Genomic DNA, 18,830 nt, shown 5'->3' with positions numbered 1-18,830 from the left:
CCCCGCCACGGGGACTCGTGGGACTCCTGCGAATCGAGGGGCGCACCGGCGACTTGGGACACCGCATCTTTACGCACGGAGAGTGAACTGGCGCTCACCTGAAGCGAGTTCACCCCAAAGGGCGGTTTCCGTGCTCACATTCGATTATTCCGACACAGGCGTTCCCCACCGTCACGCCCGACACCGCCCCGCGCCCCGTACACCGCCCCACCACCCCGGCGCACGCATGAAGGATCTCAACGATCCACCCGCGCCGTACGTAACGGCGGGTCAACCCACAGACCGCCGAACTCGCTCCGTCGGCAGCCAAGTTGGCGGCCGTCAGCCCACGATTCGCCCGTTGAGCACGATCCGGATCGGCGCGGCGAGTACGCGGACGTCCGCGCGCGGGTCCTGGTCGTAGACCACCAGGTCGGCCGGGGCGCCCTCCTCCAGGGCGGGGCGCCCCAGCCAGCTCCGGGCGCCCCAGGCCGTCGCCGAGAGCGCGTCGAGCGGCGGGATGCCCGCCTTCACGAGCTCGGCGACCTCGGCGGCGACCAGCCCGTGGGCGAGCGAGCCGCCCGCGTCCGTACCGACGAAGACGGGCACCCCCGCGTCGTAGGCCGAGCGCACGGTGTCGTAGCGGCGCTCGTACAGCCGTCGCATGTGGGCCGACCAGTCGGGGAACTTGGCCTCGGCGCCGTCGGCCATGTGCGGGAACGTGGCGATGTTGACCAGCGTCGGGACGATCGCGACGCCGCGCTCGGCGAACAGCGGAATGGTGTCCTCGGTCAGGCCCGTCGCGTGCTCGATGCAGTCGATGCCCGCCTCGACCAGGTCCCTGAGCGAGTCCTCGGCGAAGCAGTGCGCGGTGACCCGGGCACCGAGCCGGTGGGCCTCGGCGATCGCGGCCTCGACCTCGCCGCGCGGCCAGCAGGCCGCCAGGTCCCCGGCGTCCCGGTCGATCCAGTCGCCGACCAGCTTGACCCAGCCGTCCCCGCGCCGCGCCTCCCGCGCGACGTAGGCGACCAGGTCGCCGGGCTCGATCTCGTGGGCGTAGTTGCGGATGTAGCGGCGGGTGCGGGCGATGTGCCGACCCGCCCGGATGATCTTCGGCAGGTCCTCGCGGGCGTCGATCCAGCGGGTGTCGGAGGGCGATCCGGCGTCGCGGACCAGCAGGGTCCCCGCGTCGCGGTCGGTGAGTGCCTGCTTCTCGCTGACCTCGTCGGGCACCGGCCCGTGCTGGTCGAGACCCACGTGGCAGTGCGCGTCGACCAGGCCCGGCAGCACCCAGCCGGTCACGGTGAGGCTCTCGCCCGGGGGCCGCTCATAGGTGATCCGCCCGTCGACCGCCCACAGTTCGTCCCGTACGTCCTCGGGCCCGGCGAGGACGCGCCCCTTCACATGCAGCACCGTGCGATCGCTCATGGTCAGCACTGTACGAGGCGCTCGGTAGTCTCCCTCCAGAGGATGCACGACCCGACTTGAACCGAAGAAGGCACCGCCGTGACGCACCCGCTCCTGGACCTGGCCCCGCTGACCGCCGACCATTTCGCGGCGATCGAGCGACGGGTGGCCGCCCTGCTCGACACCCGGCAGGACGTGGTGATCATGCAGGGTGAGGCGCTGCTGCCGCTGGAGGGCTGCATCCGGGGCGCGGCCCATCCCGGTTCGACCGCGCTCAACGTGGTGACCGGCCCCTACGGGCAGACCTTCGGCAACTGGCTGCGGGACTGCGGGGCCGAGGTGATCGACCTGGAGGTGCCGTTCCACGCGGCGGTCACCGCCGAGCAGATCGATCGATCGCTCACCGATCACCCGGAGATCGACTTCGTTTCGCTCGTCCACGCGGAGGCGGCGACCGGCAACACCAACCCGATCGCGGAGATCGGCGAGGTCGTGCGGCGGCACGGCGCCCTGTTCATGCTGGACGCGGTGGCGTCGGTGGCCGCGGAGCCGCTGCGCCCGGACGCCTGGGGCGTGGACCTGTGCGTGATCGGCGCGCAGAAGGCGATGGGCGGCCCGGCCGGGGTCTCGGCGGTCTCGGTCAGCGCCCGCGCCTGGGAGCGCATCGCCGCCAACCCGAAGGCGCCGCGCCGCTCCTACCTCTCGCTCCTCGACTGGAAGGAGCGCTGGATCGACGGCGGCCGCAAGGCGCTGCTGCACGCGCCCGCCCAGCTGGAGATGCTGGCCCTCGAAGCGTGCCTGGAGCGCATCGAGTCCGAGGGCCTCGACGCGGTGACGGCCCGGCACGCCTCGGCCGCGGCCGCGACCCGGGCGGGCGCGCTCGCGCTCGGCGGGCTCGCCCCCTACGTCCACGAGGCCGCGGACGCGGCCCCGGTGGCCACGACCCTGCGCGCCCCCGAGGGGGTCGACGCCTCCCAGCTGGTCACCAAGGCGCTCGCCTCCGACCCCTCGCTGCCGCTGATCGCGGGCGGCGGGGCGCTGGCGGCGACCATGATCCGGGTCAACCACTACGGCGTGGACGCCACCCGGGGCGCCGTGCAGTCCTCGCTCGCGGCGCTGGGGGCGGCGCTCGGCGAGTACGGGATCGCGGTGGACCTGGAAGCTGCCCGCAAGGCCGTTTCCGAAACCTGGTGACACTTTCTCCGCGATCCCCCGACACATAAAGCACAACTGAATTCCGAAAAACGTTGCACAAAACGGGAAGCCGCTTATCCACCGCGGCTTCCCGTTTTCTTCTGCCCCGACTCCCCGACCTCAAACGCCAAGGTTTCAACAAGGTTCCGCGGCCGTCACAAGGGTGTGATCGACTCCACAACCGTTCCGGTTTGTCCGGTAATTCCCGGACAAACCGCCTCGCGCACATGCTCGCGTGATAACACGAACGCCCTCCTCGCGCACCCCCTGAGGGGAATGCAATTTCAATTTCCGGTCGGTAAATTCGCTCGGCATGACCGCCGCGCAAACAGCAGTCCGAATCGAAAGCCCACGACTGGAGGACGGAGCCGCGATCTGGCGCATCGCCCGTGACTCCGAGGTGCTCGACCTCAACTCCTCGTACAGCTATCTGCTCTGGTGCCGGGACTTCGCCGGGACCTCCGTGGTCGCCCGGGACGGCGACGGAGAGCCGATCGCGTTCGTCACCGGATACGTACGCCCCGACCGGCCGGGCACCCTGGTCGTCTGGCAGGTCGCCGTCGACCGCGCCCACCGGGGCCACGGGCTCGCGGGACTGCTGCTCGAAGCGCTGACCGCGAAGGTGACCGCCTCGCACGGCGTCAGCTGCCTCGAAACGACGGTGTCGCCGGACAACACCCCTTCCGACCGGCTCTTCACCTCGTACGCCAAGCGGCGCGGCGCCGCCCTCGACCGTGAACTCCTCTTCGACGCCGGGCTGTTCCCCGACGACGGGCACCAGCCCGAAGTCCTGTACCGCATCGGCCCCCTCCACCCCCAGGGAGAATCGCTGTGACCATCACCCCGCCCGCCCTCAGTGTCTTCGAGTCGCTCGAATCGGAGGTGCGCAGCTACTGCCGCGGCTGGCCCGCCGTGTTCGACCGCGCGCAGGGTGCCCGCCTCACCGACGAGGACGGCCACAGCTACCTGGACTTCTTCGCCGGGGCCGGCTCGCTCAACTACGGTCACAACAACCCCGTGCTGAAACGGGCGTTGCTCGACTACATCGAGCGGGACGGCATCACGCACGGCCTGGACATGGCGACGACCGCGAAACGGGCGTTCCTGGAGACGTTCCAGAACGTGATCCTGCGCCCGCGCGACCTTCCGTACAAGGTCATGTTCCCCGGCCCGACCGGCACCAACGCGGTGGAGGCCGCGCTGAAGCTGGCCCGCAAGGTGAAGGGCCGCGAGTCGATCGTCTCCTTCACCAACGCCTTCCACGGCATGTCGCTGGGCTCGCTCGCGGTGACCGGCAACGCCTTCAAGCGGGCCGGGGCCGGGATCCCGCTGGTGCACGGCACCCCGATGCCGTTCGACAACTACCTCGACGGCCGGGTGCCCGACTTCCTGTGGTTCGAGCGCCTGCTCGAGGACCAGGGCTCCGGCCTCAACAAGCCGGCCGCCGTGATCGTGGAGACCGTGCAGGGCGAGGGCGGCATCAACGTGGCCCGGCCAGAGTGGCTGCGCGCGCTCGCCGACCTGTGCCGGCGCCGCGACATGCTGCTCATCGTCGACGACATCCAGATGGGCTGCGGCCGCACCGGCGCCTTCTTCTCCTTCGAGGAGGCGGGCATCGTGCCGGACATCGTCACCGTCTCGAAGTCGATCAGCGGCTACGGACTCCCCATGTCGCTCTGCCTGTTCAAGGGCGAGCTCGACGTCTGGGAGCCGGGCGAGCACAACGGCACCTTCCGCGGCAACAACCCGGCGTTCGTCACCGCGACCGCCGCGCTGGACGCGTACTGGGCCGACGGGCAGATGGAGAAGCACACCCTGGCGCGCAGCGAGCAGGTCGAGCAGGCCCTGCTCGCGCTGTGCGCCGAGCACACCCGCCTCGGTGCGAGCTACCGCGGCCGCGGCCTGGTGTGGGGGCTGGAGTTCGCCGACCCGGCCCGCGCCTCCGAGGTGTGCGCCCGCGCCTTCGAGCTGGGCCTGCTCCTGGAGACCTCGGGTCCCCAGAGCGAGGTGGTCAAGCTGCTGCCGCCGCTGACCATCACGCCCGACGAGCTCGACGAGGGCCTGCGCTCGCTGGCCCGCGCCGTCGCCGCGACCGTCTGACGCCCGCACCCCACGCCGTACGCAGCACAGAGAGAAAGGCACCAACTCACCGTGATCGTCCGATCGTTCAAGGACATCGAGAACACCGACCGCCACGTGAAGGCAGCCTCCGGCACCTGGGAGAGCAAGCGGATCGTGCTCGCGAAGGAGAAGGTCGGCTTCTCCCTGCACGAGACCGTCCTGTACGCGGGCACCGAGACCTCCATGTGGTACGCCAACCACATCGAGGCGGTCCTGTGCACCGAGGGCGAGGCCGAGCTCACCAACGAGGAGACCGGCGAGACCCACTGGATCGAGCCGGGCACGATGTACCTCCTGAACGGCCACGAGCGCCACACCCTGCGCCCCAAGACCGACTTCCGCTGCGTCTGCGTCTTCAACCCGCCCGTCACCGGACGGGAGGACCACGACGAGAACGGCGTCTACCCGCTGCTGACCGAACCCGAGGAGGGCTGATCATGACCGCCCAGGATCTCTACCCCACGCGTGGCGCCGCCGAGGTGATCACCCCCCGCCAGGACCCGGTCGTCTGGGGCCCGTCCGCCGGACTCGAATCCTTCGAGCAGGACGGCTTCCTCGCGATCGACCAACTGCTCACCGACGACGAGGTAACGCTCTACCGCTCGGAACTCGAGCGACTGATCGCGGACCCCTCCGTCCGCGCCGACGAGCGGTCGATCATCGAACCGAAGTCGCAGTCCGTGCGTTCGGTCTTCGAGGTGCACCGGATCAGTGAGCTCTTCGCGCGGCTGGTCCGCGACGAGCGGGTGGTGGGCACGGCGCGCCAGATCCTCGGCTCGGACGTGTACGTCCACCAGTCGCGGATCAATGTGAAGCCTGGCTTCGGCGCCTCCGGCTTCTACTGGCACTCGGACTTCGAGACCTGGCACGCCGAGGACGGCCTCCCCCACATGCGGACGGTCTCGGTCTCGATCGCGCTGACCGAGAACTACGACACCAACGGCGGCCTGATGATCATGCCCGGCTCGCACCGGGACTTCCTCGGCTGCGCCGGTGCCACCCCGAAGGACAACTACAAGAAGTCCCTCCAGATGCAGGACGCGGGCACGCCGTCCGACGAGGCCCTCACGAAGATGGCCGACCGGCACGGCATCCGCCTGTTCACCGGCCGGGCCGGCTCGGCGACCTGGTTCGACTGCAACGCGATGCACGGCTCGGGGGACAACATCACCCCGTACCCGCGCAGCAACGTCTTCATCGTGTTCAACAGCGTGGAGAACGCGGCCCAGGAGCCCTTCGCGGCCCCGATCCGCCGCCCCGAATTCATCGGGGCGAGGGACTTCACCCCGGTGCGCTGAGCAGTCACGGACGCCGGGGCCCGGGGATCACCCCCGGGCCCCGGCGTCCGTGACGCGTTCATCTCGCGCACGGAGATCGTTGGTACGGTCCCTCCATGTCCATGGTCGATGAATCTTCACGAACCCCGGTCTCCGCCGCCGACGTCGAACACTCCGTGCGGCTGTCCGTCACCGCGCTGCGGGCCGGACTCGCGGCGGACTGGAGCGTGAAGGCCGGAACGCTGGAGTGGGACTGCTGGGAGACCGTCGAGCACCTCTCGGACGATCTCTTCGCCTACGCGGTGCAGCTCGGCCCCGCCCAGCCCCCGCTGGACGGCGAGGTGCCGTACCTGTGGGAGGCGAAACGACCCGGCGGCCCCCGCAACGCGGTGCACGCGGACCGCACGGCCGGGCCCGCGGGGCTGCTCCAGACCCTGGAGGCCAGCGGCGCCCTGCTCACCGCGATGGTGCGCACCTCCTCGCCCGACCTCCGGGCGTACCACGGCTTCGGCATCTCGGACCCGGAGGGGTTCGGGGCGATGGGAATCGTCGAGACCCTGCTGCACACGCACGACGTGGCCGAGGGCCTCGGCCTGACCTGGGCTCCGCCGGCGGGTCTGTGCGACCGGGTGCTCGGCCGGCTGTTCCGGGACGTGCCGGACGACCCGGACCGCTGGCAGGTGCTGCTCTGGGCCGGTGGCCGTGCGGATCTGCCGGGGCGGCCGCGCCCGGCCACGTGGCGCTGGTACGGAGAGCCGCTCAGCTCCGGCGCAGCCACACTCTGAGCGGTCCGGCCGGGGTGAACCCCGCGCGCAGGGCCGCGTCCAGGTCCTCGCCGCTCTCGTAGCCGACGACCGGGAGCCCGGGCCACAGGTGGGCGGCGGTGGCGAGGCAGCCGGCCCAGGCCGCGTCCTGGTCGCCGTCGACGGCGTACAGGTTGGAGATCCCCACGACGTCGCCGCTCCGGCTGGCGACGGCTCCCGCCACCACCTCGCCCCGCGCGTCGCGCGCCGCCAGGAAGGTGTGGCCGGGTTCGGCGAGCAGCCCGCGCGGGAAGAGCCCCTCGCTCTTCCCCTGCGACCAGGCCCCTTCCCACCGCGCCAACTCGCCTTCGGTGCGCACCCGTTGCCACACCTCGCCGGTGGCCCGCGGGGCCGTGCGGTGGATCCACCGCGCCTCGAAGAGGACCTCGAAGCCGTCGTCGGCCAGGTCGAGGGCGGCGAAGCTGTCCTTCACCGAGGCACCGGGCGCCGTGAGGTCGATGCGGCCGACGATGTCGCCGGGCGAGGCCTCGGGAGTGAGCGTCACCGCGTCCGGATAGTAGGGCGGGGTTCTGCGCGGGCTGGTCCAGGCGTACGGCCCCGACTCCCCCACGATGCCGTGCGCGCGGCAGAGCGCGGCGCACCACGCGGCGTTGTTGCGGGCGGCTTCGCGCACCCGGCCGGGGCTGCTGGTCTCCGTGGTCACGGCCCGATCCTGCCTGCCCGGCCGGGCCGTGACCAGTGAATTCAGCGCGGTCAGCGGGCCGGCAGCAGATCGAGCAGCCGGTCCACGTCCTGGGCCGAGGTGTAGAGGTGGAAGGCGGCGCGCAGATGGCCCGCGCGGTTGGAGAGCTCGATGCCGCCGCGGCTCAACTCGTCCTGGCGGTGGCCGAGTCCGGGCACCGCGACGATCGCCGAGCCGGGCGCGGCCACCGGCTCGTGGCCGAGCGCGGCGAGTCCGGCGCGGAAGCGGTCGGCGAGGGCGGTGTTGTGCGCCCGGATGCGTTCGGCGCCCAGCTCCTCGACGAGCGCCAGGGAGTGCCGGGCGCCCGTGTACGAGAAGAGGGCGGGGCTCTCGTCGAACCGCCGTGCGGAGTGGGCGAGTTCCTGGATGGGCCCGTAGCAGCTGTCCCAGGGATGCTCGCCCGCCACCCAGCCGGCGAAGAGGGGGTGGAGGCCGCCGAGGTCGTCGGGAACGGTGAGGAAGGCGACCCCGCGCGGGGTGGTCAGCCACTTGAAGCCGACGGCGACGGTGTAGTCGTACGCGTCGGCCTCGACCGGGAACCAGCCCGCGCCCTGGGACACGTCGACCAGGGTGCGCGTGCCGTGGGCGCGGGCGGCGGCGCGGATCGCCGGGAGGTCGGCGATGCGGCCGTCGGCGGACTGGACCGCGCTGACCGCGACCAGCGCGGTGCCCGGCCGGACGGCCTCGGCCAGCCCGTCCAGCGGGACGGTGCGCACCTTCAGGTCGCGGCGCAGGTGGAACGGGTTCACGACGGAGCTGAAGTCGGCCTCGGCGACGAGGACTTCGGCGCCTTCGGGCAGCGAGGCGGCGACGAGGCCGGTGTAGACGGCGACGGACGCACCGGCCGCCACCCGCCGGACCGGGACGCCGGCGAGCCGGGCGTAGGTGGCGCGGGCCGCCTCCACGTCGCCGAACATGTCGGTGGGCCGCCCCGCGGCCGAGGCGGCCACGGCTTCGCCCATGGCCGCCACGGTCCGGGCGGGCAGCAGCCCGGTGCTCGCGGTGTTGAGGTAGGTGGTCTGCGGCGCGAATTCGCCCGGCGCGAGGGAGTCCAGTTCCATGGCTCCACCCTGAATCCCCGCCAATCCCAAGTCAATTGGGTAAAATTAATGGATATCCCCAAGCAAGCCTTATGACACAGAGGTCAGCGCGGGACTTCGCAGCCCTCGGGGCCGCATGCCTCCGCGTCGCCCTCGACGATCTTCAGGGCCGGGGTGCGGGCCTGCCAGGCCTGCTCAAGAGCCTGCGTGAAGACCTCGGCGGGCTGGCCGCCGGAGATCCCGTAGGCGCGGTCGAGCACGAAGAACGGCACGGCGTTGGCGCCGAGCCCGGCCGCCTCGCGCTCGTCGGCGCGCACCTCGTCGGCGTAGGCGTCCGCGTCGGCCAGGACCGTACGGACCTCGTCGGCGTCCAGGCCGGCCGCGACCGCGATCTCCACCAGGACCTCCGGGTCGAAGACGGAGCGCTCCTCGGCGAAGTTGGCCCGGTAGGCGAGGTCGAGCAGCTCGCTCTGGCGGCCGCGCGCCTTGGCGAGGTGCAGGACGCGGTGGATGTCGAAGGTGTTGCCGTGGTCGCGGCCGTCGGCCAGGTAGCCCAGGCCCTCGGCGTGCGCGGTGGAGGCGACGTGCGCCTCCATCTCGCGGGCCTCGTCGAGGGTGCGGCCGTACTTCTTGGCCAGCATCGGGATGACCGGGCCGATGTCACCCTTGTCACGGCCCGGGTCGAGCTCGAAGGAGCGGTGGACCACCTCGACGTCGTCGCGGTGGGCGAACTTCGCCAGGCCCTTCTCGAAGCGGGCCTTGCCGATGTAGCACCACGGGCAGGCGATGTCGCTCCAGATCTCGACGCGCATGTCACTTCTCTCAGTTTGTTGAAGGTCGTACCGTTTGCGACAACGCGTCCGGCGCCCGCCCCATTCCCGGCCGCCCCGCCCCGGCTCAGGACGCCGCGGCCAGCCTGCTGAAGGTGGCCCGGTAGGCGCTCGGCGTGAGCCCGGTGCGCCGCACGAGGTGGCCGCGCAGGGAGTCCGCGCTGCCCAGGCCGCTGGCCTCGGCGACCTGGTCCATGGCGAGGGTGGTCGTCTCCAGGAGCTCCTTGGCCCGCTCGATGCGCTGATGCAGCAGCCACTGGAGCGGGCTGACCCCGCTCTCCGCGTGGAAGCGCCGGGTCAGGGTGCGCACGCTGACGCCCGCGTGCCGGGCCAGATCGGCCAGAGTGAGCGGCTTGTCGAGGTTGCGCATCGCCCAGCCCCGGGTGTCCGCGCAGACCACCCCGCGCTCGGCGGGCAGCGGGGTCTGGGTGAACTGGGTCTGCCCGCCCGGCCGCACCGGCGCGACCAGCGCCTGCCGGGCCACCCGGTTGGCGACGGCCGCGCCGTAGTCGGTGCGGATGACGTGCAGGCACAGGTCGATCCCGGCCGCGTACCCGGAGGAGGTCATGACGTTGCCGTCCTGGACGTACAGGACATCGCCCTTGAGGTCGAGCGCCGGGTAGCGCCTGCGCAGCTCCTCGGCGAGTTCCCAGTACGTGGTGGCGCTGCGTCCGTCGAGCAGTCCGGCCTCGGCCAGCACGAAGGCGCCGCTGCAGATGGACGCCACCCGCACCCCGGCGGCGGCCGCCTTCGCGACCACGGCCACGGTGCGCGGATCGGGCTCGTAGCGCTGCCCGGTCCCGGCGACGAGGACCGTGTCGGCGCCCTCGACCGCGTCGAGACCCCGGCCCACGTACAGGTCGAGGCCGCCGGTCGTGGCGATCGGCCCGGGGTCGGGGGTGCAGACGACCACCTCGTAGCCGGGCCCGCCGTCCACCTCGACCTTGCCGAAGAGCAGCTCGGGGATGGCGAGGTTGAACATCGAGACGGGCGAGGGCGCGATCACGGCGACCCGGTGCAGCGACATGGCCAGAACCTCCGGACGTATGGCGTTCGAGCCACTACTGTACGCGGCCCGACCTCGCCAAGCTGGAGGCATGTCACCGAACGCCGCACTCCAAGCCCCGCCCGCCGACCGCCAGTTGACCCCCAAGCGGCCGCGCGGAACCTCCCCCGGCCTCACGCTGGCCGCCTCCCTGCTCGGCTTCGCCCTGATCACCCTGGACGCGTCCGTGGTGAACGTGGCGCTGCCCGCGATCGGCAGCGACCTCGGCGGCGGCATGGCGGGCCTCCAGTGGGTGGTGGACGCCTACACCCTCGCGTTCGCCGCGCTGATGCTCTCGACCGGCGCCTTCGCCGACCGGATCGGCTCGGCGAAGGCCTACGCGCTCGGCACGGTCGTCTTCACCCTCGCCTCGGCGGCCTGCGGCCTGGCCCCGGGCCTCGGCGTGCTGATCGGCGCCCGCGTCGTGCAGGGCGTGGCGGCCGCCGTGGTCCTGCCCGCCTCGCTCGCCCTGGTGCGCCAGGCCTACCCGGATCCGGAGCGGCGGGCCAGGGCGGTGGCGCTCTGGGCGGCCGGGGGTTCGGTCGCGGTGGCGCTCGGCCCGGTCGCGGGCGGCGCGCTGACCACGGTCTGGGACTGGCGCGGCATCTTCTTCATCAACCTGCCGCTCGGCCTCGCGGCCCTCGCCCTGACCGCCCGCGCCCCGCGCACCGAGCGCCGCCCCGCGCCGCTCGACCTACCGGGCCAGCTGGCGGCGGCCGTCGCCCTGGCCGCGCTCGCCTTCGCGGTGATCGAGCAGGGTGCGGTGCGGCTCGCGGCGGGCGCACTCGCGCTGGCGGCGGGGGTGGCGTTCTGGCTGATCGAGCGCCGGGTGGCGCACCCGGTGGTGCCGCTCGGCCTGTTCCGCAGCCGCACGGTGGTCGTCGCGATCGGCGCGGGCGCCGCGGCCAGCGTCGCCTTCTACGGCGTGATCTTCGCCTTCAGTCTCTACTTCCAGCGGGTGCGGGGCGAGTCCGCGCTGGCGGCCGGTCTGATGTTCCTGCCGATGACCGCGCTGATCCCCGTGGTCAACGTGCTCTCCGGAAAGCTCTCGAACCGCTTCGGCGCCCGGGTGCCGCTGCTGTTCGGCCAACTGCTCGCGCTGACCGGCCTGTTGGTGCTGCTCCTCGCCGACGAGCACACCCCCACGCTGCTCGCCGCGTTCCTGATGGTCCCGCTCGCGCTCGGCTGCGGCATCTCGGTGCCCGCGCTGACCGCCGCGATGATGGAGGCGCTGCCGCAGGAGCGGGCGGGTCTTGCGGCGGGGGTGCTCAACGCGGGGCGGCAGGTCGCGGGGGCGCTCAGCATCGCGGTGTTCGGCACGCTGGTCGCGGGCGGGGGTGGGTTCGTGGCGGGCCTGCGGACGAGTCTGCTGATCGCGGCGGCCCTCTTCGCCCTCTCGGCCCTCTCGACCCTCCGCCTGCGCACGAGGTGACCCCGGGGCTCCTCCCCCACCCCGCCCCTCCCCGAGACCCTCCGGGGGTTGGTAGTTCTGCTGCGGACCGTGCCCGCTTCTCGCGCAGTTCCCCGCGCCCCTAACAGCACCGGTGCTGGTCGGCATGGACACCCTCAGCCCGTCCGGCGTTTGAGGACGAGCGCCCTTAAGGCGCGAACGGGGTCTGGGGCGGAGCCCCCAGCAGCCACCGGGCCGCAGCCGAACGAATACCCCCGGAGGGCCTGGGGAAGGGGCGGGGTGGGGAGACGTGCCCGCCCCGCCCCTCAGCTCGCGTCCCGCAGGTCCTTCGGCGCGAACCCCCGGAACTCGACGGAGTCGAAGGCCACCGCGCACCCCTCCCCCACGGGCGACTGGGCCAGGAACCCGACCCGCGCCACCGCACTCTCCTCGGCCGTGCCGAGCGCGAAGACCCGGACGAAGACCCAGCGCGCGCCGTCCACCGAGGCGTGGAAGGCGAACGCCTTGCCGGTCCGGCTGACCCGCAGCCAGACACTGTCGCCGTCCACCTCCCAGGAGTTCGCGTCGTCGGAGAGTCCGCGCGTGACGACCGTGCAGATCGTCGGCCGCCGTGGCGAGAGCTCCAGGCAGAGCTTGGCCCACTGCCGCTCGCCCACGTGGACGTACAGGACGCCCGCGTCGAAGGGCGCCTCGAAGGAGACCATGGCCCGGGCGATCAGCTGGAAGTCGCCCGCCGGGGCGGTCCCGAGCAGCCGGGGGGCGTCACCGGAGGACTCCAGGCTCTCCCCCGCCGGGGGCACGAACCGGTCCTGGCGGGCCCCGGCCCGTACCGAGAGCACCCCGTCGTCGTAGGTCCAGGGCACGTCCGGGCCGTACGGCTCAAGCACAAAGGGCAGTTCGGGCAGGCGCACCGTCATCCGAGGGTGCCGTTCACCCGGCGGGGCAGGCCCAGCGGGTTGTCGTCGCGCAGCTCCGGCGGCAGCAGGGCCTGGGGGGTGCTCTGGTAGGTGACCGGGCGCAGCCAGCGCTCCACGGCGGTGGCGCCGACCGAGGTGGAGGTGGAGGTGGTCGCCGGGTAGGGGCCGCCGTGGTGCTGGGCGGGGGCGACCGCGACCCCGGTGGGCCAGCCGTCGACCAGGACGCGGCCCGCCAACGCGGTGAGTTCCGCCAGGAGTTGGGCGCCGCCGCCCTCGCCCGCCGCCTCCGCGGTGGAGAGCTGGAGCGTCGCGGTGAGATTGCCCGGGAGCCGGGAGAGCACCGCGGCGATCTCGGATTCGTCGGCGTACCGGGCGACGACGGTGACCGGGCCGAAGCACTCCTCCAGGAGCAGGTCGTGCTCGCCCTCCTCGACGAGCAGGGCCGCCGGTACGGTCAGGAAGCCGCCGCTCACCGTGTGCTCGCCGCCCGCGCCGGGCGTGACCGGGGCCTCGACGCCGGTCAGCGCGGCCCGCTCGGCCACCCCCGCGACGAACGCGTCCCGCATCCGGTGGTCGAGCATGACCCCGGCGTCGGTGTCGCAGACCGCCGCCGTGAGCGCCTTGAGCAGGGCGTCGCCCGCCCCGCCCCGGGGGACCAGCACGAATCCGGGCTTGGTGCAGAACTGGCCGACGCCCATGGTCATGGACGCGCCGAGCCCGGCCCCGATCTGCTCGCCGCGCTCCTCGGCGGCGGCGGCCGTCACCACGACGGGGTTCAGCGAGCCGAGCTCGCCGTGGAAGGGAATCGGCACGGGCCGTGCGGCCGCCGCGTCGAACAGGGCCCGCCCGCCGCGCACCGATCCGGTGAACCCGGCGGCCGCCACCAGGGGATGGCGTACGAGCTCGACGCCCGCGGTGAAGCCGTGGACCAGCGTCACCACGTCCTCGGGAAGTCCGGCCAGGACGGCGGCGCGGCGCAGCAGCGACACACAGAGTTCGGAGGTGGCCGGGTGGTCGGGGTGCGCCTTGACGACGACGGGGCAGCCGGCCGCGATGGCGCTCGCGGTGTCGCCGCCGGGCACGGAGAAGGCGAGCGGGAAGTTGGAGGCCGAGTAGACCGCGACGACGCCGAGGGGGATCTTGACGCGCCTGAGGTCGGGCCAGGGCGGGGTGCGGGAGGGGTCGGCGTGGTCGATGCGTATGTCGAGGAAGGAGCCGTCCTCGACGGCCTCGGCGAAGGCCCTCAACTGGGCGCTGGTGCGGGCGAGTTCGCCCCTGAGGCGGACCGGGCCGAGCGCCGTCTCGGCGTCGGCGGCCTCCACCACGTGGTCGGCCGAGGCGTCCAGGAGGTCGGCCGCGGTCCGCAGGAACACGGCGCGTACGCTCAGGTCGGCGAGGGTCCCGCGCACGGACCAGGCGGCCCGGACCGCCTGGTCGACCTCCTCGGGCGTGGCTTCGACCGCGACCTCTTCCCGCGGCTTCCCCGTTCGGGGGTCGACACTCCAGACTGGTGCTGCTGCGCTCACCGCGTTGTCCTTCCACTGCCGGTCCGCTTCTGCCACCCACCAGGACTTGTTCGGTATTCTGAACAGAGTTCCCGATGCTGAATATGCTGGGACTCTATTAACGGGCGTTCCGCCTTGGCAAGAAGCCTCGGCGAGAAGGAGCGGGGTGCTGGATGTCGGCTGCCGATTCAGGTGGAGCACAGGTCAAGTCCGCGGTGCGGACCGTCGAGTTGCTCGAGTATTTCGCAGGGCGGCCCGGAATGCACTCCCTCGCCGCGGTGCAGGAGGCGGTGGGCTACCCGAAGTCCAGTCTGTACATGCTCCTTCGCACCCTGGTGGAGCTCGGCTGGGTGGAGACCGACGCGACGGGCACCCGGTACGGCATCGGCGTGCGGGCCCTGCTCGTGGGCACCTCCTACATCGACGGCGACGAGGTCGTGGCGGCGGCGCGCCCCACCCTGGACCGGCTCTCGGACGACACCACCGAGACCATCCACCTCGCCCGCCTCGACGGCACGAACGTGGTCTACCTCGCCACCCGCCAGTCGCAGCACTACCTGCGCCCCTTCACTCGGGTCGGCCGCCGCCTGCCGGCCCACTCGACGTCGCTCGGCAAGGCGCTGCTCGCCACCCACAGCGACGAGCAGGTGCGCAAGCTGCTCCCGGAGACCCTCCAGCAGCTCACCGAGCACACCATCACCGACCGCGAGAAGCTCATCGAGGAGCTGCACCTCGTCCGCGAGCAGGGCTACGCCGTGGACCGCGAGGAGAACACGCTGGGCCTGCGCTGCTTCGGCGTCGCGATCCCGTACCGCACCCCGGCCCGCGACGCGATCAGCTGCTCGGTGCCGGTGGCTCGGCTGACCCCGGCCCACGAACAGATGGTGAAGGACGCCCTGTTCGACGCCCGGGACCGCCTGACGCTGGCGACCCGCCGGCTCTGAGGGACGCGGCCCGCCTCCCCCGCGCGGCGGAGGCGGATCGTCGGGGCGCAGGAGGCGGCGGAGCCACGCGGCGCGCGACGGTGGGAGGATGAGCCCGCTCTTTCCCACGCGCCCGCCCCGGCGCCTCGCCTACGCTGTGCACATGATCGTCGGCATGGGCGCCCCCTTCTCCGCCGCGCGCTCCCCCGGCCCGGACCGCGCCGCGTGATGCGCGCCCTGTTCGGCGTCCGGGCCCGGCACCGCTGGGTCCATCTGGTCCTGGGCGGCGCCCTGTTGATGCCGTACTTCCTGGTCGGCTCGGTCGCCGTCGGCTCCTTCAGCGCGGGCACCAGCCCCTTCACCTCGTTCCCGCTGGCGCTCGTCACGTTCGCCGTCGCACTGCCGATCGCCGCGGTCTCCGCCCTGGTGCCGATCGCCCGGCCGCTGCTCGTGTTCGGCGTGCGGGCGTTGTGCCGGGTGGACCCGGCGGCCCTCGCCGACGCGCCCGCCCGCTCCCGGGACGCCCGGCTGCGCACCTCGGCCTGGTACACGCTGCACCTCGCGCTCGGCGGGATCCTCAGCGGGATGAGCCTGGCGCTGCCCCCGTTCGCGGTGTTCCTGATCGTGCTGCCCGCCTTCCCCGGCCTGCGCCACAGCGCGTACGACAGCTCGGGCCCGCTCTCCACCGGCTGGGGCCTCGCGCTCACCCCGGCCGCCGGGATCGCGATGCTGCTCGGGCTCGCGGCCTGCTCGGCGGCGGCCGGGGCCCTGCTCGCCCGGCTCGCGCCCGTGCTGCTGGGGCCGACCCCCGCCGACCGCCTCGCCGCGGCCGAGCAGCGCGCGGCCGAACTGGCCGTGCGCAACCGGCTCGCCCGCGAGCTGCACGACTCGGTGGGCCACGCCCTGAGCGCGGTCACCCTCCAGGCGGGCGCGGCCCGCCGCGTCCTGGACTCGGACCCCGAGTTCGTGCGCGAGGCGCTCACCGCCATCGAGGAGACCACCCGGCGCACGGTCGACGAACTCGACGCCGTGCTCGGCCTGTTGCGCCAGGACGACGGCGAGTTCGCCGCCCCGGACCTCGCCGCCCTGGAGGGCCTGCTGTCCCGCACCGGCCTGAAGGTGACGTACTCCCTGGAGGGCGACCCGGCGGCGGTGCCCGAGCTGGTCTCGCGCGAGGCGTACCGGATCGTCCAGGAGGGGCTGAGCAACGCCCTTCGCCACGGCGGGAGTTCACCCGTCACCCTGCGAGTCGCCGTCGGCGGCGGAGAGTTGGCCATCGTGATGGAGAATCCCCTGTCCGGAGCCCCGCCGGTGGTGCGGCCGGGCGGCGGACGCGGGCTGCGCGGCATCGCCGAGCGGGCCGCGCTGCTCGGCGGGCACGCCTCGGCGGGCCCCGAGGACGGCCGCTGGCGGCTCGGCGCCCGCCTCCCCCTCGGCGGTGCGCGATGAGCGGCACGACCCGGGTCGTGATCGCCGACGACGAGCGGATGGTGCGTACGGCGCTGCGGGTGATCCTCGACGCCGAGCCCGATCTGGAGGTCGTCGGCGAGGCGACCACGGGCGCCGAGGCCGTCTCGGTCGTACGCGACCGGCTGCCCGACGTCGTCCTGATGGACGTCCGGATGCCCGAGATCGACGGGATCCGCGCCACCGAACAGATCCTCGCCACGCTCGCGGCGCCGCCGAGGATCGTGGTGGTCACAACCTTCGAGAACGACAGTTACGTGTACGACGCGCTGCGCGCGGGCGCCGCCGGGTTCCTGCTGAAGCGGGCCGCCGCCGAGGAGCTGATCCAGGCCGTCCGCCTGGTCGCCCGCAGCGACTCGCTCCTGTTCCCCGCGCAGGTCCGCGAGCTGGCGGCCCGGCACGCGTCGGCCGCCGCGGCGCCCGCGTGGACGACCCGGCTCACCGAACGGGAGGGGCAGGTGCTGCGGCTCATGACGACGGGGCTGACCAACGCGGAGATCGCCGGGCGGATGGGGGTCGGCCCGGCCACCGTGAAGACCCACGTGGCCGCCGTGCTGGCCAAGACGGGCGCCCGCGACCGCACCCAGGCGGTGATCGCCGCCTACGAGTCGGGCTTCGTCCGGCCCCGATGAAGTTCTCCTGAGAAACCGGGACAACCGGAACTCCGCCGTCCGCCCCGTCCGTCTTGCGTACGGGATGAACAAGACAATCAGGCGCGCCTCGGTCTTCTGTCTGCTGATGGTGCTCGCCCTCCTCGGGCGGGCCACCTATGTGCAGTTCTACAAAGGCCAGGCCCTCGCGGACGACAAGCTGAACCGGCGGAACACCATCGCGGAGTACGCGCGGCCGCTCGGGGACATCATCGTGGCCGGTTCGCCGGTCACCGGATCGGAAAGGACGAAGAGCGGCGACCTCGCCTACCAGCGCAGCTACAAGGACGGACCGATGTACGCGCCCGTCACCGGCTTCGCCTCGCAGGTGTACGGGTCGACCCAGCTGGAGGGGATCTACTCCAAGGTCCTCGACGGCAGCGACCCGCGCATGCAGAACCCCTTCGACGCGCTGACCCGGGAGCGCGCGGCGGGCGGCGACGTCCTGACCACCATCGACCCGGCGGTGCAGAAGGCCGGGTACCAGGCGCTCGGCGGCAAGGAGGGCGCGGCCGTCGCGATGGACCCGAAGACCGGCCGCGTCCTCGGCATGGTCTCCACCCCCTCCTACGACCCGTCGAAGATCGCGGGCTCCTCCTCGGCCGACGGCGACGCGTGGAAACGGTTGTCCGAGGACAAGGGCCAGCCGCTGCTCAACCGCGCACTGCGCCAGCCGCTGACGCCGGGCTCCACCTTCAAGCTGGTGGTGGCGTCCGCGGCGCTGGAGAGCGGCCTCTATTCCTCGATCGACGACAAGACCACGAGCCCCAATCCGTACCGCCTGCCGGGCACGGCGACGGACCTGCGCAACGAGTCGGCGTCCGCGCCCTGCGAGAACGCCTCGATCCGTACCGCGCTCGAGTACTCCTGCAACAACGTCTTCGGCAAGATGGCCGTGGATCTGGGCCAGGACAAGGTGCGGGCGATGTCCGAGAAGTTCGGCTTCAACGACGCCGGGCTGGACATCCCCGTGCGTGCCGCGACGAGTGTGTATCCGAAGAGCATGGACAAGGCGTCGACCGCGCTCTCCGGCATCGGACAGTTCGATGTGACGGCCACCCCGATGCAGATGGCCATGGTGTCGGCCGCCATCGCCAACGACGGTGTACTGTCCGCGCCGCACATGGTGTCCAAGGTGACGGATGCGAAGGGCAGCACCCTTCAGTCGTACGCCGACTCGGACGGCAAGAGGATCATGTCCTCGAAGACCGCGCGGCAGATGTACAGCGCGATGATCTCCGTGGTCACGGACGGCACCGGGACCAACGCGAAGATCGACGGCATGGAGGTCGGCGCCAAGACCGGCACGGCGCAGCACGGCGTGGACAACTCCCAGAAGCCGTACGCCTGGTTCACCTCGTTCGCCAAGGACCCGAAGTCCGGCAAGGAGATCGCGGTCGCGGTCGTCATCCAGGACTCCGACGCCGAGCGCTCCGAGGTCAGCGGCAACGGCCTGGCGGGCCCGGTCGCGCAGGCGATGATGAAGGCCGCGCTCGCCTCGCGGTGAAGCCCGGTCCGGGGCGCTCTGGACGGCGAGCGCCCCGGACCGGAGCGGGGC

General features: G+C 72.5%; 18 protein-coding genes. 11 read left to right on the top strand and 7 right to left on the bottom strand.

Annotated features, from left to right (window positions below; genetic code table 11):
* Positions 1 to 321: 321 nt before the first annotated feature.
* Positions 322 to 1,407 carry an amidohydrolase family protein gene (locus DT019_RS07965; protein ID WP_114036064.1) on the bottom strand — a complete coding sequence of 362 codons (1,086 nt, stop codon included), beginning with the start codon at positions 1,405 to 1,407 and terminating at the stop codon, positions 322 to 324.
* Between the two features lie 78 nt (positions 1,408 to 1,485).
* Here DT019_RS07965 and DT019_RS07960 point away from each other — a divergent pair, with 78 nt between their 5' ends.
* From DT019_RS07960 to DT019_RS07935, 6 genes are all read left to right on the top strand, one after another.
* Positions 1,486 to 2,580, top strand: coding sequence for a pyridoxal-phosphate-dependent aminotransferase family protein (locus DT019_RS07960; protein WP_114035921.1), 1,095 nt, complete (start codon positions 1,486 to 1,488; stop codon positions 2,578 to 2,580).
* 313 nt (positions 2,581 to 2,893) lie between these two features.
* Positions 2,894 to 3,415 carry a diaminobutyrate acetyltransferase gene (ectA, locus tag DT019_RS07955; RefSeq protein ID WP_114035920.1) on the top strand — a complete coding sequence of 174 codons (522 nt, stop codon included), beginning with the start codon at positions 2,894 to 2,896 and terminating at the stop codon, positions 3,413 to 3,415.
* Positions 3,412 to 4,680, top strand: a complete 1,269-nt coding sequence (ectB, locus tag DT019_RS07950; RefSeq protein ID WP_114035919.1) for a diaminobutyrate--2-oxoglutarate transaminase — start codon at positions 3,412 to 3,414, stop codon at positions 4,678 to 4,680. The genes ectA and ectB overlap by 4 nt, the downstream gene beginning before the upstream one ends.
* Positions 4,681 to 4,731: 51 nt before the next feature.
* Entirely contained in the window at positions 4,732 to 5,136 is a 405-nt protein-coding gene (locus tag DT019_RS07945; protein WP_100574374.1) for an ectoine synthase, read from the top strand.
* A 2-nt stretch (positions 5,137 to 5,138) separates the two neighbouring features.
* The gene (thpD, locus tag DT019_RS07940) at positions 5,139 to 5,999 is read left to right on the top strand and encodes an ectoine hydroxylase (protein WP_114035918.1); all 861 of its coding nucleotides are present in this window, start codon (positions 5,139 to 5,141) and stop codon (positions 5,997 to 5,999) included.
* A 95-nt stretch (positions 6,000 to 6,094) separates the two neighbouring features.
* Positions 6,095 to 6,763, top strand: a complete 669-nt coding sequence (locus tag DT019_RS07935; protein WP_223279343.1) for a hypothetical protein — start codon at positions 6,095 to 6,097, stop codon at positions 6,761 to 6,763.
* On the opposite strand, the gene DT019_RS07930 is transcribed toward DT019_RS07935, so the two are convergent.
* The 4 genes from DT019_RS07930 to DT019_RS07915 all read right to left on the bottom strand — a co-directional run bounded on the left by DT019_RS07930 (position 6,738) and on the right by DT019_RS07915 (position 10,381).
* Complete coding sequence (locus DT019_RS07930) at positions 6,738 to 7,445, bottom strand: hypothetical protein (RefSeq protein ID WP_223279342.1); 708 nt, start codon at positions 7,443 to 7,445, stop codon at positions 6,738 to 6,740. The two genes, DT019_RS07935 and DT019_RS07930, sit on opposite strands and share 26 nt — an antisense overlap.
* A gap of 50 nt (positions 7,446 to 7,495) precedes the next feature.
* Positions 7,496 to 8,545 carry an aminotransferase class V-fold PLP-dependent enzyme gene (locus DT019_RS07925; protein ID WP_114035917.1) on the bottom strand — a complete coding sequence of 350 codons (1,050 nt, stop codon included), beginning with the start codon at positions 8,543 to 8,545 and terminating at the stop codon, positions 7,496 to 7,498.
* Between the two features lie 83 nt (positions 8,546 to 8,628).
* Positions 8,629 to 9,336 (bottom strand): DsbA family oxidoreductase, encoded by a 708-nt coding sequence (locus tag DT019_RS07920; RefSeq protein ID WP_114035916.1) that lies wholly within the window; start codon positions 9,334 to 9,336, stop codon positions 8,629 to 8,631.
* A gap of 85 nt (positions 9,337 to 9,421) precedes the next feature.
* Positions 9,422 to 10,381 carry a GlxA family transcriptional regulator gene (locus tag DT019_RS07915; RefSeq protein ID WP_114035915.1) on the bottom strand — a complete coding sequence of 320 codons (960 nt, stop codon included), beginning with the start codon at positions 10,379 to 10,381 and terminating at the stop codon, positions 9,422 to 9,424.
* Between the two features lie 70 nt (positions 10,382 to 10,451).
* Here DT019_RS07915 and DT019_RS07910 point away from each other — a divergent pair, with 70 nt between their 5' ends.
* The gene (locus tag DT019_RS07910; RefSeq protein ID WP_114035914.1) at positions 10,452 to 11,831 is read left to right on the top strand and encodes an MFS transporter; all 1,380 of its coding nucleotides are present in this window, start codon (positions 10,452 to 10,454) and stop codon (positions 11,829 to 11,831) included.
* A 284-nt stretch (positions 11,832 to 12,115) separates the two neighbouring features.
* Here the strand turns inward: DT019_RS07910 and DT019_RS07905 are convergent, their stop codons facing one another.
* Both DT019_RS07905 and DT019_RS07900 read right to left on the bottom strand, forming a co-directional pair.
* Complete coding sequence (locus tag DT019_RS07905) at positions 12,116 to 12,727, bottom strand: DUF1349 domain-containing protein (RefSeq protein WP_114035913.1); 612 nt, start codon at positions 12,725 to 12,727, stop codon at positions 12,116 to 12,118.
* Positions 12,724 to 14,253: an aldehyde dehydrogenase (NADP(+)) gene (locus DT019_RS07900; protein ID WP_114035912.1), complete on the bottom strand. Its 1,530-nt coding sequence runs from the start codon at positions 14,251 to 14,253 to the stop codon at positions 12,724 to 12,726. Before DT019_RS07900 ends, DT019_RS07905 begins: the two co-directional genes overlap by 4 nt.
* Before the next feature lie 152 nt (positions 14,254 to 14,405).
* Here DT019_RS07900 and DT019_RS07895 point away from each other — a divergent pair, with 152 nt between their 5' ends.
* From DT019_RS07895 to DT019_RS07880, 4 genes are all read left to right on the top strand, one after another.
* Positions 14,406 to 15,176 (top strand): IclR family transcriptional regulator, encoded by a 771-nt coding sequence (locus DT019_RS07895; protein ID WP_100574385.1) that lies wholly within the window; start codon positions 14,406 to 14,408, stop codon positions 15,174 to 15,176.
* A gap of 207 nt (positions 15,177 to 15,383) precedes the next feature.
* Positions 15,384 to 16,604 carry a sensor histidine kinase gene (locus tag DT019_RS07890; RefSeq protein WP_114035911.1) on the top strand — a complete coding sequence of 407 codons (1,221 nt, stop codon included), beginning with the start codon at positions 15,384 to 15,386 and terminating at the stop codon, positions 16,602 to 16,604.
* Complete coding sequence (locus DT019_RS07885) at positions 16,601 to 17,254, top strand: response regulator transcription factor (RefSeq protein ID WP_114035910.1); 654 nt, start codon at positions 16,601 to 16,603, stop codon at positions 17,252 to 17,254. Before DT019_RS07890 ends, DT019_RS07885 begins: the two co-directional genes overlap by 4 nt.
* A gap of 64 nt (positions 17,255 to 17,318) precedes the next feature.
* Positions 17,319 to 18,779: a peptidoglycan D,D-transpeptidase FtsI family protein gene (locus DT019_RS07880; protein WP_114035909.1), complete on the top strand. Its 1,461-nt coding sequence runs from the start codon at positions 17,319 to 17,321 to the stop codon at positions 18,777 to 18,779.
* Positions 18,780 to 18,830: the final 51 nt, after the last annotated feature.

The sequence above is a fragment of the Streptomyces sp. SDr-06 genome (genome assembly GCF_003324565.1).
Taxonomy (GTDB): Bacteria; Actinomycetota; Actinomycetes; order Streptomycetales; family Streptomycetaceae; genus Streptomyces.
The sequence above is the reverse complement of the archived record's forward strand: the minus strand, read 5'-3'. Positions and strand labels throughout refer to the sequence as shown.